The organism is Pseudomonas sp. S2_A05, assembly GCF_054668485.1.
In genome coordinates this window covers 1,898,278-1,915,098 of sequence record NZ_CP162775.1, presented here as the reverse complement: position 1 = coordinate 1,915,098, position 16,821 = coordinate 1,898,278, and the positions used below count along the sequence as shown (strand labels likewise).

Here is a 16,821-nt window from a genome sequence, read left to right as displayed (position 1 = left end):
AGGAAGACAATCGCGCCCGGTGGCGCGGCCGGGCTTCAAACCCGGTTGGGGACGGCATCCGTTCCCGGGCAGGTTCGACTCCGGCTGTCTTCCGCCAGTCTCCCAAGCAAGATCGCAGCCTTCCGCAGCCCTACAAATCGATGTAGGAGCTGCCGAAGGCTGCGATCTTTTGATTCTGAATGCAGGAGAAACGTAGTCTGGCCCGTTTGGTTCGCCAGTTATTCAGAGGCAGCCGCGAACTTATGTGGGAGCGAGCCTGCTCGCGAAAACGGTATATCAGTCGACATCTCAGGGATTGACCCACCGCATTCGCGAGCAGGCTCGCTCCCCCATTTGGAAAGCATTCCCCTGTTGGAGTGAGCTTGCTCGCGAAAGGGCATTCCCGGCCAGCAGAAAAACCTCAATTACGCCCTGATAAGTCATGAGCGAAAGTATATAAAGCGTATTGCACATTCATGGCGATGAGACCAAGGCAACGATACTATCTCGGCAATGTCCTTAATCGAATGTTATCAATTTTGATTACTGCGCTGCTCTGACTTGAAATAGTGAGAGCGGAGTAAGCGCTGGTTCCTGGTAATCCCATATAGAACTTGATTTCGACATCCTTCCAAGCGCCTATTGTTGTAAACATTATGGGGGGAAGTGTTATGGGATATGATTGTTCTATGCCAAGACTAACTCTACAACCTGATGCTTTCGTAACCAAATAGTCAAAGCTCAAGCTGCAAGGTTCGCCGCTTTTTACATTGTCATACGTTTTTCGCATGACTAAATCCTGCTCTTCGTACACAAAGCGAGACATGGCGTAGAACTCTCCACCTTCATTTCCTATTACTCCCGCCGCACCGCCAAAGCTCCATCCATTCATGTCATGGTTAGTGAAGGTGGTTAGGTCGTCGAATGCCTTCTCTATCTTATAAATTTTCTTTGGAAAAGATATGTAGCTACTTCCAGTTTTATCAAACGAAACCTTCACCTCAATCTCAAGTGTCGAGTCTTCTTCCAACATCAGCAACTTGTCTAGTGGTACTGGATGGCGTATTCCGACCAATTCCTCAGCCGTCACCTCTTTCCCTTTATAAGCCTCTTCAACAATTCCCGTACTGCCATCACTCTTGATTTCGGTATACGTCAGCCAGATCCTTTGCCCCAAGGCAATGAATGGCCAAGCCGCCGTCCGCGTATGATCCGTCGGCAACAAATCCGCCGGATCCAGCACATCTCCCGTCACCCGATCAATCGCCGGCGTGGGCAATCCGGGGTGGCCGTCGGCAATGTCCTGCACGCTCAGTGTCAGCGGCAGGGAATCCCGTGTTTCAGATCCGGTTGTCTTGCTGTATTCCACAGTGACGTTCCTGCCGAAACTGTACGCAAGCACTTTGTTGTCCAGCGCAATCTCTTGCGTCCCCAGCGCTTTGACCACGTGAGGCGGCGAGGTATCGGAGCCATCGGCGGGAACGCCTGGAGCGGCGGTCCAGCGCACGACGAGTACATCATTGAGTTGAATGGAAGGATCGAAGACCAGCGCGGTCAGCGCATCTTTCGCCGCAAACGGATCCAGGCTGTTGCCTGGCGCTTGTTTGATTTTTGGCGATAGCAGATCCGGCGCCGCTTCGCCAATGATCTCGGCCTCAGCCGTTCCGGAATGACCAATGACGTTGCCCGCTGGCCGTTCCAGTTCAAACCGCACCTGCAAGCGTGCGCCGGAAGTCAGCTGATCGTTGGGTAGTTCCAGAATGCAGGGTTGCAGTACCCCGAACCTGTCGGTGATCACGCCCGGTTGAGTCGATTTCTCGGCCGCTTCGTTCAGTCGATAAAACGCCTTGACCGTGTCGCCCTTTTGAAAATGCGAGGTAGTGGGAGAAATGACGATCAATAGCGGCCGACCGTCGAGTTTTTCGAGGTCCACAAGCGCGGGATCGTCCATGTCATCGTCCGCAATTTCGCGCAAGAGTGGCTTGGGCAGAAATGTGCGCTCAAGATCAATGTTGGCAAAAATGAACTTCGACCAGCGGCTTTGGTGGGTCGGATTTTTCAGTTGATCAATCACGGTGTAGGAGAACGGACAGTTGGTGATACTGCCGATTTCTTTCAGCCTGTCGGAATCAATCAGCACCGAGAACGGCTTGCCGGCTTCTTCCGGCGTCACCCTGTGAGTGAAACGCTGGCGATTGATCTCGTATTCCACCGCATCGTAGGCTCGGCAATAAGGGTAATCGAACGTCAGGAGTACGCCTTTCTCAGCCTGATCCTTGTCAATCACTGCCGGATTTCCAAGCTCTTCGGGCAGGCTGATCAGCAGATCCGGATGATCACCGGTCCCAGGCACATCATTGCCGCCGGGCGACGTGTCGTTGTAGAGCGCCCACGCTTCGATGGATTTGTTTTCATTGCCGGCGATGCTTTTCAGCATGTATTGGATTTTGTTGATGACCCCGTCGCGAAACTCCCTCTGGAACACGGAGAAGGTCATTCTCTCGTTGACGACTTGCTGTGGAATGCCGCTCTGCACACCGTTGATGTAGAGCCGGATGTCGACATATTGACCAACGTCCACAGGTGGATCGACCACCACCTGCACACCAGCGGCATTGACTCCATCGCGTGTGAGTTCCCTGAATATCCGCAATGGCAAGCCATACGCGTGTATGGGGGTATGGCTGGCGGGTCGCTGATAACGCCCTCGGTCGCCAGGTATATTTTCACGGGATGCAGTGCCATGACGTCGTCGTCGGATTGAGCATTGTCCATCGCACACCTTCCTGATGAGACGGCCACGGAGGGCTGGCCGGGATGGAGATATCAGATACCGGGTGGGGGAAGTTGGCTACTGTCAGATCTGACAGTGGAGGGCGGATTTGCGACGGACGGTTGGTTTGTTTTCGACGATACGCTGCCCCTTGCCGGCGCACGACCAGAGGCGCGGCCGGGCTTCAAACCCGGTTGGGGACGGCATCCGTTCCCGGGCAGGTTCGACTCCGGCTGTCTTCCGCCAGTTTTCCAAAAGCAAAGATCGCAGCCTTCGGCAGCTCCATCGATTTGTAGGAGCTGCCGAAGGCTGCGATCTTTTGATTTTCGGTGATACGAGAAGGTTAGAGATTACGCTGCGCTTCCATCCGGTCATGCAAAATTCTGATTATCGCGATCCCATAGGCGGTGATTCGAAAATAAATCACGTGACTCTCCACGCTGCAGCGTCGGTAACCGGGGCGGATCGCGTCGCATGCGGGTGCTGTTTTGGGACGATCAGCCAACTGCTCGAAAGACGCAGTCAGGATGTCGATGTAGCGATTGGCCTGATCCAAACCCCATTGTTGAGCTGTATAGGTCCAGATAGCCTCAAGATCCGCTTCGGCGGCGGGGGTAAGTCGGTATTCAGCCATGCGCCCTCAACATTCTCTTTTGAAAGCATCAGCATCGAATGGCCGGGGGGCACCACTGGATTCTCCTTCTCGAAGGGCTGCGCGGACGGTTTCCAGTTCAGCGTTTCGCTCTTGCTCTCGACGGATCAAATCGCGGATATATTCGCTGTCGTTGGTGTAATGTCCCGCTTCTATTTGAGCTTTGATCCAATGGTCTTGCTGGTCAGTCACGGTTATGGTTTTTCGTACGGTAGCCATGGTCGGGCCTTTTGCGGATGGGGAGCTTTGCGCAAATTATCATACTAATGGTGCGCTAGCGAGTATGAGCCTAGCCGTTACAAGAACGAATCACAGCCTTCGGCAGCTCATGCGTATATCACTCGAACTGCCGCAGGCTGCATTTTCAGACCCGCAACCGAATCTGCTGCCCGAGCACATCCATCGGGTTAAATAATCCGTCCCTTTGTGATCGCGAGCAGGCTCGCTACCCCAAGTTCCTTCAGTGGTCGCAAAGTTTGCGTCCGACCAGGATCAATGTGGGAGCGAGCCTGCTCGCGAAGAGGCCCGCACGGGCATCGCATAACTCAGCCGGCCCGCATTACCCCGGCAACTCCAGATTATCCAGCACCCGATTCACCGCCAGTTCCCCGAGCATGATCAATTGCGCAATCCCCATCAGCGTCCGGCGCTGCGATGGCTTGACCAGTCCGGCGAATTCCTGGGCGATGGTTTTGGCCGAGGCGAGGGTTTCGCAGGCGTTGGCCAGCAGGTCTTCGTTTTTGGTGTCGGCGGTGACGGCGTACATGGCGCGGGGGCTGAAGGGTGGCGGGGTAGAGCCGGGTGGGCAGAGGTAGTGGTCGAGGGCGCGATCGGCGGCTTCGTGGAGTTTTTTTGAGTCGAGGGATTCGTAGGGGGAGGTGGGGTCGGTTTCGGGTGGGTTGGGTGTGGGTTTGATCATGGTGAAGCTCCGTGGTTGATTTAGCCGCCACGGCTCATCGCTAAACAAGTAAAGGTGGCGGCTGTACGCAGGTTAGCGATCCGGGTCACAGAAACCCCGGGTAGACCCGAAGGTCTCCCACGCACAGCCACCATGACATCAAGTGCAGATCGAAAAATGCAATCGAGGCTGGGCATTGGTGCGTCTGTAAGGTGCCGGATCGCTAAACCCGATCGCTGATTCGTCAGCGACCGCAACACAATAGAACCCGCCCCCAAGGCGCACAAGCCGGCGGATTCTGGCGTAGCTGTAGGCAATGGCGCAAGAATTTGTAGCCTTGAAGGCGTGTCTGGAGGTGTCTTTTAAACAGTTTCGTTTAAACGAAGAATTGCGCCGAACCTGATCGCCTCTTCGCGAGCAGGCTCGCTCCCCCATTTGGAAAGCATTCCCCTGTTGGAGTGAGCTTGCTCGCGAAAGGGCATTCCCGGCCAGCAGAAAAACCTCGATCACGTCCCGCTAATTCATGAGAGAAAGTATTTAAGGCGCATTTCACATTCATGGATGATATGACCAAAGTAACGGTTTTATTTTGAGAATGCTCTTAGTCGAATGTTATCTATTTTAATTACAGTGCTGCTTTGAATTGAGATGTTGATAATGGGGTGAGCGCTGGTTACTGGTAATACCATATAAAACTCGAGCTCGGCATTCTTCCAAGTGCCAATACTTGCTAATTCTAGGCGGGGAAGTGCTATTGGATTTGTTAGCCCTACGTAAAGATTAATCTTGCACTGCGTTGCCCTTGTAACCAAGTAGTCAAGGCTTAAGATGCAAAGTTCGCCGTGCTTTATATTGTCATATGTTTTGATCAGGCTTAAATCCTGCTCTTCGTTCACAAAGCGAGACTGGGCGTAGAACTCTCCACCTTCATTGCCTATTAATCCCGCTGTCCCGTTAAAGCTCCATCCATTCATGTTGTTGTTTGTGAATGTTGTCAAGTCATCGAATGCTTTCTCTATCTTGTAAGTTTTCTTCGGAAAGACTATGTAGCCACTTTCCGTTTTATCAAACGAAACCTTGACCTCAATCTCAAGCGTTGAGTCTTCTTCCAACATCAGCAACTTGTCCAGTGGCACTGGATGGCGTATTCCACCCAAGTCTTCCGCCGTCACTTCTTTCCCTTCATAAGCCTCTTCAACAAACCCCGTACTGCCATCACTTTTGATTTCGGTATACGTCAGCCAAACTCTTTGCCCAACGGCAATCAACGGCCAAGCTGTCGTCCGCGTATGATCCGTCGGCAACAAATCCGCCGGATCCAGCACGTCTCCCGTCACCCGATCAATCGCCGGAGTGGGCAATCCGGGATGGCCGTCGGCAATGTCCTGCACGCTCAGTGTCAGTGGCAGGGAATCCCGGGTGTCAGATCCGGTTGTCTTGCTGTAATCCACAGTGACGTTCCTGCCGAAACTGTAAGCAAGCACCTTGTTGTCCAGCGCAATCTCTTGCGTCCCCAGCGCTTTGACCACGTGAGGCGGCGAGGTATCGGAGCCATCGGCGGGAACGCCTGGAGCGGCGGTCCAGCGCACGACGAGTACATCATTGAGTTGAATGGAAGGATCGAAGACCAGCGCGGTCAGCGCATCTTTCGCCGCAAACGGATCCAGGCTGTTGCCTGGCGCTTGTTTGATTTTTGGCGATAGCAGATCCGGCGCCGCTTCGCCAATGATCTCGGCCTCAGCCGTTCCGGAATGACCAATGACGTTGCCCGCTGGCCGTTCCAGTTCAAACCGCACCTGCAAGCGTGCGCCGGAAGTCAGCTGATCGTTGGGTAGTTCCAGAATGCAGGGTTGCAGTACCCCGAACCTGTCGGTGATCACGCCCGGTTGAGTCGATTTCTCGGCCGCTTCGTTCAGTCGATAAAACGCCTTGACCGTGTCGCCCTTTTGAAAATGCGAGGTAGTGGGAGAAATGACGATCAATAGCGGCCGACCGTCGAGTTTTTCGAGGTCCACAAGCGCGGGATCGTCCATGTCATCGTCCGCAATTTCGCGCAAGAGTGGCTTGGGCAGAAATGTGCGCTCAAGATCAATGTTGGCAAAAATGAACTTCGACCAGCGGCTTTGGTGGGTCGGATTTTTCAGTTGATCAATCACGGTGTAGGAGAACGGGCAGTTAGTGATACTGCCGATTTCTTTCAGCCTGTCGGAATCAATCAGCACCGAGAACGGCTTGCCGGCTTCTTCCGGCGTCACCCTGTGAGTGAAACGCTGGCGATTGATCTCGTATTCCACCGCATCGTAGGCTCGGCAATAAGGGTAATCGAACGTCAGGAGTACGCCTTTCTCAGCCTGATCCTTGTCAATCACTGCCGGATTTCCAAGCTCTTCGGGCAGGCTGATCAGCAGATCCGGATGATCACCGGTCCCAGGCACATCATTGCCGCCGGGCGACGTGTCGTTGTAGAGCGCCCACGCTTCGATGGATTTGTTTTCATTGCCGGCGATGCTTTTCAGCATGTATTGGATTTTGTTGATGACCCCGTCGCGAAACTCCCTCTGGAACACGGAGAAGGTCATTCTCTCGTTGACGACTTGCTGTGGAATGCCGCTCTGCACACCGTTGATGTAGAGCCGGATGTCGACATATTGACCAACGTCCACAGGTGGATCGACCACTACCTGCACACCAGCGGCATTGACTCCATCGCGTGTGAGTTCCCTGAATATCCGCAATGGCAAGCCATACGCGTGTATGGGGGGTATGGCTGGCGGGTCGCTGATCACGCCCTCGATCGCCAGGTATATTTTCACGGGATGCAGTGTCATGACGTCGTTGTCGGATTGAGCATTGTCCATCGCACACCTTCCTGATGAGACGGCCACGGAGGGCTGGCCGGGATGGAGATATCAGATACCGGGTGGGGGAAGTTGGCTACTGTCAGATCTGACAGGTGAAGGTGGGTTTGCGACGGGCGGTAGGTCTGCGTTTGGAGATGCGCAGGCCGATGCCCACGCACAATCAGAGGCGCGGCCGGGCTTCAAACCCGGTTGGAGACGGCATCCGTTCCCGGGCAGGTTCGACTCCGGCTGTCTTCCGCCAGTTTCCCAAAGCAAAAGATCGCATGCTCTGCGTGGGAATGCAGCCGGGGACGCTCCGCGTCCCTTCCTAAGCCCCGAACGCGGGGCGTTCGTTGAGGCATTCCTATGCTGCGCGCGGGAACGATCGTCGCAGGAGGCGCTACTGTGGCAACTCCAGATTATCCAGCACCCGATTCACTGCCAATTCCCCGAGCATGATCAACTGCGCGATGCCCATCAGCGTCCGGCGCTGCGATGGCTTGACCAGTCCGGCGAATTCCTGGGCGATGGTTTTGGCGGAGGCGAGGGTTTCGCAGGCATTGGCCAGCAAGTCTTCGTTTTTGGTGTCGGCGGTGACGGCGTACATGGCGCGGGGGCTGAAGGGTGGTGGGGTTGAGCCGGGAGGGCAGAGGTAGTGGTCGAGGGCGCGGTCGGCGGCTTCGTGGAGTTTTTTTTGAGTCGAGGGATTCATAGGGGGAGGTGGGGTCGGATTCGGGTGGGTTGGGTGTTGGTTTGATCATGGTAAAGCTCCTTGAGAAATGGAGCCGTCAGCCTTCGCTGCTAAACGAAGAGGGTGGCGGCTTTACGCGGGTTAGCAGACCAGGCTCAAGGATCCCGGCGCACCGAAGTGCCCCACGCAAGCCGCCATAAAAAGATAGGCGGAGCCAGCGTGCCTTGAAAATTTGCCGGGCTGCTAAACCCGATCACTGAACAGTCAGCGACCGCACCACAATAGAACCCGCCCCCAAGGCGCACAAGCCGGCGGATTCTGGCTTGGCTGTAGGCAATGGCGCAAGGATTTGTAGCCTTGAGACCGTATCCGCAGGTGTCTTTTAAACAGCTTCGTTTAAATCAAAGAATTGCGCCGCAGTCCACCGCACCAGCCCCCATCACCCAACCTTATGGTTGATACGGAATCACCTTGTCCCGGTCCATTTCCACCAACAACTGGTCGAGCATCTGCCGTTTGTTCTCGACCCCGGGAATCGGCACATACCACGTCATCACGCTCCAGCCTTCGCGGGAGTAGTTGTAGGTTTTGAGCAGTTGGCCATCCTTGAAGACCGAGCCGCGCAGGTTGTCCTGGTAGTGGTAGGGCATCGGGAAGGTGAACAGGGTGAAGACGTTGACCAGCGCCAGCCAGTTGACCTTGCCGTCGCTGGGTTCGGTGATCAACAGGCTGTAGCCGTTGCGGGTGTAACCGCCGTCGAGCATCGAGAACGCGCCGGTCTTTTTCAGGACGCTGACGGTTTCGCGCTGATGCTGCTCGTCGATGCGCGTATACGCCGGCCCCATGCCGAGCGTGACCGGCACGTAGGCCTGATCGGCATGGTAATCGAGCGGTTGCAAGGTGTTGGCGCAGCCGCCCAGCATCAGTGAGGCACAGAGCAGGCCGGCGACTTTTATCATCGCGCGGTTCATTGCGTGACTGCCGGGATCAGCCGGTCTTGCTGCACATCCTGCGCGAAGGCGCGGGCGATGCGGCCGAGGTTCTGTTCGCGCATCTCGCCGCCCTGATCCAGTAGCCACGTATATTTTTGAGTGATGTTGCGATAGGTGTATTGCTTCAGTCGCTTGTCACCCTGGAACACGGTGAATTCGGTTTGCGTGTCGAATTCGTTCGACAGCGGCAGCAAGAACAACGTCGCGGTGCTCAGCAGAATCACCGGAAACGGCGGCAGGTGACGTTCCACATTAAGTTTGACCTGCACGTTGTACTCGTCAGCTTTACCGCTGCCGGTTTCGATGGTGCGGAACACACCGGTCTGACGCAGGTGGTTGCGCAGGCTGGAGCCGTTTTCCGGGTCATCGACCATAACGTGAATCGGCTGCAGATAATCCTGACCGTCCGTAAGCGTGCGCTCGGGCAAGGTGTTGGTCGCCGCGCAACCGGTCAACAGAGCGGCGGCAGTGAGGGCGATGATTTTTTTCATGGTTTGGCGTCCACGGCAATACCCGGAATGGGGCCGGTGAAGATGTAGGGCTGAGCACTGTTCAGGTCGAGTTTCAGCGGTTGCAGCGTTGGCAATCCTGGCGCCAGACGTTGCGCAATCAGCGCATCGCGGGCGTTCTGATCACTCCAGCGGAACGCGCAGAAACCGGCGGTCAGGCAGAACGAACGGAACTCGCCGATGTAATAGGCCTTGCCGGGTTCCAGGCGCATCGGCAGGTTGAATTTCTCCCGCGCCTCTCTCGAGGTGAAAACAGTGCCTAGCCCAGGTTGATAACGTGCGGAAAAGAACTGGAAATCATAGAACTCGTAATCGCCCGGCTTCAGGGGAAGCACGAATACGCTCGCTGCGCCGACACCGTCCTGAACATCCTGCGGCGTGGAGTAAGCGCCGGCCATTTTCCAGACGCCGGCCGCACCGTATTCGGAACCGCGTTTGCGGAAAAAGATTCGCTGGTTGTCAGCGGCTGATTGCTTGAGTGATTGCGGCCCGATTGAGCCAACGAGATAACTGACTGGCTCGCTTGCCTTGGGTTGCAAGGGTTCGCTGACCCAGGAAGCGCTTTCGGTAATGCAGCCGCTGAGCGTCGCGGCGAGCACGACGGCCGCTCCGAGTTTGAATAGCTGAAACATGTACATCCCTGAATCTGCTTGCGTTGATTGACTACAAACAGGAAGGTCAATCAATGCCTTCCTGGCTTGGCTTTTTATGCGGGGGCGCAGAATAAACGAGGTGATGGCACTTGGCTAGCTACTGTAGGCGCTGCGGTACGCTGAAATCATTTGATTTTGATCTCAAGGAGCAAACTCATGGTTTGTGGCCGACGCAGGAACCTGTGGGCGGGTTGATCGTGTTACCTCAAAAACCCAGCGGGTACTGAACGACCACGTAAATCCGGTCAATATCATCGCCAGCCTGTGCTTCGTTGGCGCGGTGGGTGACGTGGGATAGTTGCACCGACAGATCCTTCGCGGTGCCGGACTGCACTACATACTTCAGGTCGATATCGCGTTCCCAGTGTTTGCCGCCGCTGCCTTGTTGCGGTTGATAGTCGCCGCTGTCGGCGTCGAACGGGTTGTAGGCGCCGCCCCTCGGCGCGTGCGTTCCGTCGATGTGGCTGCCGCTGACGTAGCGGGTCATGAAGTTCAGGCCGGGGATGCCGAAAGCGCCGAGGTCGAGGTCGTAGCGGGCTTGCCAGGAGCGTTCGTTGGCGCCGTTGAAGTCGGCGTATTTGATCGAGTTGGCGAGGTAGATCGAGTCGCCGCCGACGAAATCGAACGGCGTGTCGCCATTGATCCGCTGCCAGCCGAGCATCACCGCATGCGGGCCGAAGCTGTATTTGCCGGAGAGGCTAAGGGCGGTGTTATCGATCTCGCCGGCCACTGCGCGGCCGGTGTCGCGGGTGTGGTAGAGGTTGGCGTCGAGCAGCACGCCGGACTGTTTGAAGTGCAGGTTGCCGTAGTACTGGTGCCAGGTGTCGCTCAGTTCTGAGGCGTAGAGTGCGCCGCCGACCGGGCTGCTGCCGAACAGGTCGGCGCCGACGAAACTGATGCCGCCTGCTTCGGTGTTAGCGCCGTAACCGTAGAAGTCGCCTTGGCCGGAAGAGCTGTCCTGATTCTTGAACGCGGTGAAGTGCCCGGCGACCAGATTGACGTTGTCGAACTCGGCGCTGTTGAGCAAAAAGCCTGTGGCGTATTCCGGTTGCAGGCGTTTGTCGGAAGTGTCGAAGACCGGGGTTTCCACGGTCATTTCGCCGAAGGCCAAAGTGGTGCGCGAGACCTTGAGCTTGAACGCACCGCCAGCGCTGGAATAGTCGTGTTCACTGCGACCATCGCTGTCGACCGGTAGCAGACCAGTACCGGAGTGGCCCTTGCCGCCGTCGAGTTTCAGGCCGGCGAAAGCGTGGGCGTCGATGCCGAAACCGACTGTGCCCTCGGTGAAACCGGATGAGAAGTTGCCGATAAAGCCCTGTGCCCATTCCTGTTTGTAGTTTTTTCCGGAGGGCGTGGGCGAGCGGTAGTCGTTGCTGAGGTAGAAGTTGCGCAGCAGGACATCGCTTTTGGCGTCGTCGAAAAAGCCGCTGGCATGGGCGGTGCCGGTCAGACCGCAGAGCATGGCAAGCAGGGTGAGGCGGGAGGGCGCGCGGTTGATCATGGTCAGGGCCGGTGGTGATTCGAATGGCGCTGATGATCGAAGATTGGGAACAAAGAGGATTGGGTTGATGTGCTGAGTTGGCAGCTTTAACCACAAAACCTGTGGGAGTCGGGGGTAGTCAATTAGAACTGTGGCGGCCGTCAGGCCGCCATCGCTGGCAAGCCAGCTCCCACAGGGTTTGTGGGAGCTGACACAGTGCATTAAGCCAGCGGCGGTGTGCGCGGTGGGATCTGGCGTTTGCTGCCGGTGGATTCGAAAGCGGCGGCGAAGCGCAGCAGGTTCGAGTCGTCGTACGCGCGACCGGCGAAGGTCAGGCCGACCGGCATACCGATGTCGGCCATCACGCCCATGGGCACGGTGACGGTCGGGACGCCGAGGTGGCGGATCGCGAGGTTGCCGTTGGCCACCCAGACGCCGTTGCTCCAGGCGATGTCGGCCGAAGCAGGATTGACATCCGCATCGGCCGGGCCGACGTCAGCGACGGTCGGGAACAGCACGGCGTCGAGGCCGAGGTTGTCCATCCAGTCTTCGAGGTCGATGCGTCGGGTTCGCTCCAGAGCGCGCAAGCCATCGGGCACGGTAGGGATTTCATTCCACGGCGTGATGCCGCGCTCGGCCATGCGCACGTATTCGTCCATGCCGGCGGCCAGATCACCTTCCCGGTTGGGCAGGGTGCCGGGGTCGTGCGGGAAGATCTTCGGCCCGTCGACGTCAACCAGACGATTAAGCTTCGGGTCGCCGTTTGCTTGCAGGAAGTCGTCGAACGCCCACGCGGTCAGATCCCACAGTTCATGATGTAGAAACTCTTTCGACACCAGCCCACGGGTGAACACGGTTGGCGCGCCGGGCGGTCGCCTTCGCAGTTGGAGACCAGCGGAAAGTCGGTTTCGACGACTTCGGCGCCAGCGGCCTCGAGGGCTTGGCGCGCCTGCTTCCACAAATCAATCACGGACGCGCGGGTGTTGATGCGCTGGCCGGTCGGGCCGCCTATGCCGGGGGCTTCGCTGGTGCCGGCGTCGGGGTCGGCGTTGATGTACATGCGCGGGATGGCGAAGCGTTTGCCGGCCAGGGCCTTGGCATCGGCGGCCAGTTCGCTGTAGGCAGCCGGGCGTACTTCGCTGACGCGCGGGATCGGCACCCACGGTTGCAGGCGCCAGAGGTCGCCACGGGTGTCCGGGTCTTCGGCGACGACCACGTCGAGCACTTCGAGCAGGTCGGCCATGGTCCGCGCGAACGGCACGACGACGTCCATGGTCGGGGTCAACGGCCAGTTGCCGCGCACCGAAATCACCCCGCGCGACGGGGTGTAGGCGCACAGGCCGTTGTTCGACGCAGGGCCGCGTCCGCTCGACCAGGTTTCCTCGGCCAGACCGAACGCAGCAAAACTCGCAGCGGTGGCGGTGCCGGCACCGTTGGACGAGCCGGAGGCGAACGGGGCGGTGAGGTAAGCGGCGTTGTACGGGCTTTCGGCGCGGCCATAGACGCCGCGTTGCATGCCGCCATTGGCCATCGGCGGCATGTTGGTCTTGCCCGGGCAGATCGCCCCGGCAGCGCGCAGGCGTTCGATGGTGAAGGCGTCGCGATGGGCGACCAGATCGGCAAATGCCGGGCTGCCGGAAGCGGCGGTCAGGCCCTTGACCAGATAACTGTCTTTGGCGGTGTAGGGGATGCCATCGAGCGGGCCGAGGGTTTCACCGTTGGCGCGGCGGGCGTCGGAGGCGCGGGCTTCGTTCAGCGCTTCAGGGTTGCGCACGACGACGGCGTTGAGTGCCGTCGAAGTGTCGGCGCCATCGTAGGCATCAATGCGTGCCAGATAGGCCTGCACCAGCTCCACGGCAGTGGTCTGGCCGGATTCGAGGGCGGCGCGCAGTTGGGCGATGGAGACTTCGGTGACTTCGATCATTGGGTCACCTGTTGAGCGTGGTTGTTTGGGGCAGGGGTATTCATAGCGGTTCTCGTTGCACGGCTTTAAGCGACAAGGTCAAGACTGGCGCCTATTTAACACCAAGCCGCGCTTCGAGTAATCGGCGGGGTGACGGCCCCGCCGATTTTTTCTGCGTCCAGCGGATCATTCATTGATGCGCGGATGCTGCTGGACCAGCACTTTGCGCTTGGCCTCCAACTCGGCGATCTCGGCATCGATGTCTTCGATTTTCTGCTCGATGTTGTCGTGGTGTTCCTGCAACAGTTCCTTGGCCTCTTCGAGGTCGGAAGCCGCCGGGGCCGCGCCGCGCAGGGTTTTGTTGGCGGTTTCCTTCATGGTCACGCCAGTGACCAGACCGACCACGGCGATGACCATCAGGTAATACGCAGGCATGTACAGATCGTTGGTGCTTTCCACCAGCCAGGCCACGGCAGTCGGGGTCAAACCGGCGATCAGCACCGAAACGTTGAAGGCACTGGCCAGCGCGCTGTAGCGGATGTGGGTGGGGAACATCGCCGGCAGGGTCGAGGCCATCACACCGATAAAGAAATTGAGCAGCACCGCGAGGATCAGCAGGCCGGAGAAGATCAGCGCGATGCTGCCGCTGTTGATCAGCATGAACGCCGGAATGGCGAAGATGAACAGGCCAATGCTGCCGACGACAATGAAGGGCTTGCGGCCGATCTTGTCGCTGATGAAACCGATCAGCGGCTGCACGAAGAGCATGCCGACCATGATCGCGATGATGATCAGTACACCGTGGTTTTCGCTGTAGTGCAGGTTGTGCGTCAGGTAACTCGGCATGTAGGTGAGCAGCATGTAATAGGTGACGTTGGTCGCCGCCACTACGCCGATGCAGGTCATCAGGCTGCGCCAGTGTTTGGTCGCGACTTCCTTGAACGACACTTTCGGGCCACCGGCGAGGCCTTCGCGGTCGCCTTGTTCGAGTTTTTCCACGTGCTGCTGGAACGCCGGGGTTTCTTCCAGGGCGTGGCGCAGATACAGGCCGATCATGCCCAGCGGCAGGGCGAGGAAGAACGGAATCCGCCAGCCCCATTCTTCGAAGCGCTGTTCACCGAGGATGGTCGAAATCAGCACCACCACGCCGGCGCCGAAAACGAAACCGGCGATCGAGCCGAAGTCCAGCCAGCTGCCGAGGAAGCCGCGTTTGCGGTCCGGCGCGTATTCAGCAACGAAGATCGAGGCGCCGGTGTATTCGCCACCGACCGAGAAACCCTGCGCCATTTTCGCCAGCAACAGCAGGATCGGCGCCCAGATGCCGATCGAGGCATAGGACGGAATCAGGCCGATGGCGAAGGTGCTCAGGGACATGATGACGATGGTCGCGGCGAGGACTTTCTGTCGTCCGTATTTGTCGCCGAGCGCACCGAAGAACAAACCGCCAAGCGGACGGATGAGGAAGGGCACGGAGAAGGTCGCCAGCGCGGCGATCATTTGCACGCCGGGATCGGCGCCGGGGAAGAAGACCTTGCCGAGCACATAGGCGACAAAGCCGTAGACGCCAAAGTCGAACCATTCCATGGCGTTGCCCAGTGCGGCGGCGGTAATCGCCTTGCGCATCTTGGCGTCGTCGACAATGGTGATGTCTTTCAAACCGATCGGTTTGACGGTGTTCTTGCGTGATTTCATTGCGCTGTTCCCGCTCGCTGATCCAGATTACCGCTGCGATGCCATCTCCATGATGGCGCCGGCTCTTCTGGCTCAGATACATGCGGACACGAAATAATTCACCGATGGGCTGGAATTAATTTCGACAGGTGGGGCTGGTGGTCGGTGCTCTGAAGGGCTTGGTTGGAGCATTCAAGATAGCGGTTGTCTGAACCAATGCCATCGCGAGCAGGCTCACTCCTACAGTTTCGCGCGGCGAATCACAATTCCCTGATCCAACACAAATCCCCTGTGGGAGCGAGCCTGCTCGCGAAGGCGGCGACACATTCAACATCGCAGTCGCCTGACCCGGCGCTTTCGCGAGCAGGCTCGCTCCCACAGTGGTTTTGTGTTTCGCAGGGACTTATAGCGCAGCCTTCACCTGCAAACCCACCACCAACGCATTGTCGATGTCCTGCCCGGAAAACGCGCCCGGTTCGATGATGTATTGCAGGTTCGGGCGCAGCGTCAGCCATGGGGTGGCCTGGTAGCCGTAGCCCAACTCGATCAACTGCTCGGCGCTATCGAGGTTCGGAAACGCAGCACCATTGGCCAGCGCGGCATCCTGTTGCAAATCGCGGCTGCGCGGGTTCGGCACGGCGCGGCCATAGCCCAGGGCCACGGTGTCTCGCGGGCGGCCTTCGAACGGTTTGTACAAAACCACGCCGGTGCCGTACCACTTGCTGAACGGCGAGGCCGCTTCGCTGGCCGCCGAGTATTGACCGAAGGCATGCAGGCTGCGGCCCTCGGAAGTCGACGAGCGCCAAACCGCCTGATCGATCAGCAGATAATGCCCACCGCGACCGGAGACTTCATCGTCGCTGCCAATGCGTTTGACGTCAGAGCTGTCGTAGTAATAGCCGAGCTTGTATTCACCCGGTAGCTCGCCGGCGTGCTTGTACACCAACTCGATCGGCACGACGGTGCCGGTGGTGTGCTTCGGCCCCAGATGCCAGGCGCGGCTGGAATTGCCGTTGCTCTCGGGGTCGACGTTGAACGCCGCCACACGCAGTTGCCAGGACGGCGACAGGTCGTATTTGACCCGCACGCCCAGACGCGCGTTGGGGTAGTTGGTCCAGCCGCTGCCGCCGGACATGTTCAGCGGGTGACCGCAGAAACCGGCGTTCATGAAGTTGCACAGAATGCCGCTGTCGAGGCCGCCGAGGTCGTTACCCATGGCCATGTAACCGAGCTTCACATTCAGCGCCGGGGTGAACAGGCTGCGCTCGTAACTCAGTTCAGTCAGGCGCGTGTACAGGCCGCCGTAGTTTTCCTGAATCGGCAAGCGGTTGCCGACCAGATCTTCCGACGCGCTGTTGCCGCGCCGGTCGTTGATGGTCAGTTGCACTTTGCCGGCGTTGTCGACGCCGTAGAGTTTGCTCAGATCAAACTGCACGCCGAGCTTGATGTTCTGCGAGGAGCGCGCCGAACGGTGCAGGCCGCCGTCGGCGTTGTAAGCGGTTTCGCCGCTGTAATCGCCAGTGAACTTGATGCCGTCTTCATCGAGTTGATGACGCAAGCCGCCCCAGTCACCGGTCAGGGTGCTGCGGGTCAGCAGATCGGAGTCGCTGGCGGCCAGCGCGGGTAGGGCAGTGGTGCAGCTCAGACCCAGCAACAGGCCAGTGGAAAGCTTGGTACGAGAAAAGCGAACAGCCGATGACATGTGAATCCTTCCTGCTGAAATCTTTAACGCAATAAAACGGCGACGCGGTGCTTTGGGGCACCGCGCGCTTGGGGGAGG

The 16,821-nt window shown here is 58.1% G+C and carries 10 protein-coding genes, 1 tRNA gene and 3 pseudogenes; 1 reads left to right on the top strand and 13 read right to left on the bottom strand.

Going from position 1 to position 16,821, the window contains the following annotated elements:
- Position 1: 1 nt before the first annotated feature.
- Positions 2 to 97 (top strand) — tRNA-Sec (locus tag AB4O12_RS08875).
- A 384-nt stretch (positions 98 to 481) separates the two neighbouring features.
- Here AB4O12_RS08875 and AB4O12_RS08870 read toward each other — a convergent pair.
- The 13 genes and pseudogenes from AB4O12_RS08870 to AB4O12_RS08810 form a co-directional block, all read right to left on the bottom strand.
- Entirely contained in the window at positions 482 to 2,575 is a 2,094-nt protein-coding gene (locus AB4O12_RS08870; RefSeq protein ID WP_460061458.1) for a hypothetical protein, read from the bottom strand.
- A gap of 520 nt (positions 2,576 to 3,095) precedes the next feature.
- Positions 3,096 to 3,386 (bottom strand): type II toxin-antitoxin system RelE/ParE family toxin, encoded by a 291-nt coding sequence (locus AB4O12_RS08865; protein WP_016770737.1) that lies wholly within the window; start codon positions 3,384 to 3,386, stop codon positions 3,096 to 3,098.
- Positions 3,379 to 3,623: pseudogene (locus AB4O12_RS08860) on the bottom strand (type II toxin-antitoxin system ParD family antitoxin). The gene AB4O12_RS08865 and the pseudogene AB4O12_RS08860 overlap by 8 nt, the downstream one beginning before the upstream one ends.
- A 340-nt stretch (positions 3,624 to 3,963) precedes the next feature.
- Positions 3,964 to 4,323 carry a DUF6124 family protein gene (locus AB4O12_RS08855; protein ID WP_150635198.1) on the bottom strand — a complete coding sequence of 120 codons (360 nt, stop codon included), beginning with the start codon at positions 4,321 to 4,323 and terminating at the stop codon, positions 3,964 to 3,966.
- A gap of 563 nt (positions 4,324 to 4,886) precedes the next feature.
- Positions 4,887 to 7,160: a hypothetical protein gene (locus AB4O12_RS08850; protein WP_460061456.1), complete on the bottom strand. Its 2,274-nt coding sequence runs from the start codon at positions 7,158 to 7,160 to the stop codon at positions 4,887 to 4,889.
- 382 nt (positions 7,161 to 7,542) lie between these two features.
- A pseudogene (locus AB4O12_RS08845) lies at positions 7,543 to 7,903 on the bottom strand (DUF6124 family protein).
- A gap of 379 nt (positions 7,904 to 8,282) precedes the next feature.
- Entirely contained in the window at positions 8,283 to 8,792 is a 510-nt protein-coding gene (locus AB4O12_RS08840) for a hypothetical protein (protein ID WP_016774812.1), read from the bottom strand.
- A gap of 8 nt (positions 8,793 to 8,800) precedes the next feature.
- Positions 8,801 to 9,316, bottom strand: a complete 516-nt coding sequence (locus AB4O12_RS08835) for a hypothetical protein (RefSeq protein ID WP_375122215.1) — start codon at positions 9,314 to 9,316, stop codon at positions 8,801 to 8,803.
- The gene (locus AB4O12_RS08830) at positions 9,313 to 9,966 is read right to left on the bottom strand and encodes a hypothetical protein (protein WP_056786867.1); all 654 of its coding nucleotides are present in this window, start codon (positions 9,964 to 9,966) and stop codon (positions 9,313 to 9,315) included. Before AB4O12_RS08830 ends, AB4O12_RS08835 begins: the two co-directional genes overlap by 4 nt.
- A gap of 226 nt (positions 9,967 to 10,192) precedes the next feature.
- Positions 10,193 to 11,488: an OprD family porin gene (locus AB4O12_RS08825; protein ID WP_460061453.1), complete on the bottom strand. Its 1,296-nt coding sequence runs from the start codon at positions 11,486 to 11,488 to the stop codon at positions 10,193 to 10,195.
- 200 nt (positions 11,489 to 11,688) lie between these two features.
- Positions 11,689 to 13,391, bottom strand: a pseudogene (locus tag AB4O12_RS08820) (amidase).
- Between the two features lie 165 nt (positions 13,392 to 13,556).
- A complete protein-coding gene (proP, locus tag AB4O12_RS08815; RefSeq protein WP_460061450.1) occupies positions 13,557 to 15,062 on the bottom strand; it encodes a glycine betaine/L-proline transporter ProP in 1,506 nt (501 codons plus the stop codon).
- Positions 15,063 to 15,444: 382 nt separating this feature from the next.
- Complete coding sequence (locus AB4O12_RS08810; protein WP_460061448.1) at positions 15,445 to 16,743, bottom strand: carbohydrate porin; 1,299 nt, start codon at positions 16,741 to 16,743, stop codon at positions 15,445 to 15,447.
- Positions 16,744 to 16,821 lie beyond the last annotated feature (78 nt).

Coding starts and splice junctions, on each gene's coding strand:
- AB4O12_RS08850 (WP_460061456.1), bottom strand. CDS start 7,160: ATGGACAATGCTCAATCCGACAACGACGTCATGACACTGCATCCCGTG.
- AB4O12_RS08810 (WP_460061448.1), bottom strand. CDS start 16,743: ATGTCATCGGCTGTTCGCTTTTCTCGTACCAAGCTTTCCACTGGCCTG.
- AB4O12_RS08865 (WP_016770737.1), bottom strand. CDS start 3,386: ATGGCTGAATACCGACTTACCCCCGCCGCCGAAGCGGATCTTGAGGCT.
- AB4O12_RS08825 (WP_460061453.1), bottom strand. CDS start 11,488: ATGATCAACCGCGCGCCCTCCCGCCTCACCCTGCTTGCCATGCTCTGC.
- AB4O12_RS08830 (WP_056786867.1), bottom strand. CDS start 9,966: ATGTTTCAGCTATTCAAACTCGGAGCGGCCGTCGTGCTCGCCGCGACG.
- AB4O12_RS08840 (WP_016774812.1), bottom strand. CDS start 8,792: ATGATAAAAGTCGCCGGCCTGCTCTGTGCCTCACTGATGCTGGGCGGC.
- proP (WP_460061450.1), bottom strand. CDS start 15,062: ATGAAATCACGCAAGAACACCGTCAAACCGATCGGTTTGAAAGACATC.
- AB4O12_RS08855 (WP_150635198.1), bottom strand. CDS start 4,323: ATGATCAAACCCACACCCAACCCACCCGAAACCGACCCCACCTCCCCC.
- AB4O12_RS08835 (WP_375122215.1), bottom strand. CDS start 9,316: ATGAAAAAAATCATCGCCCTCACTGCCGCCGCTCTGTTGACCGGTTGC.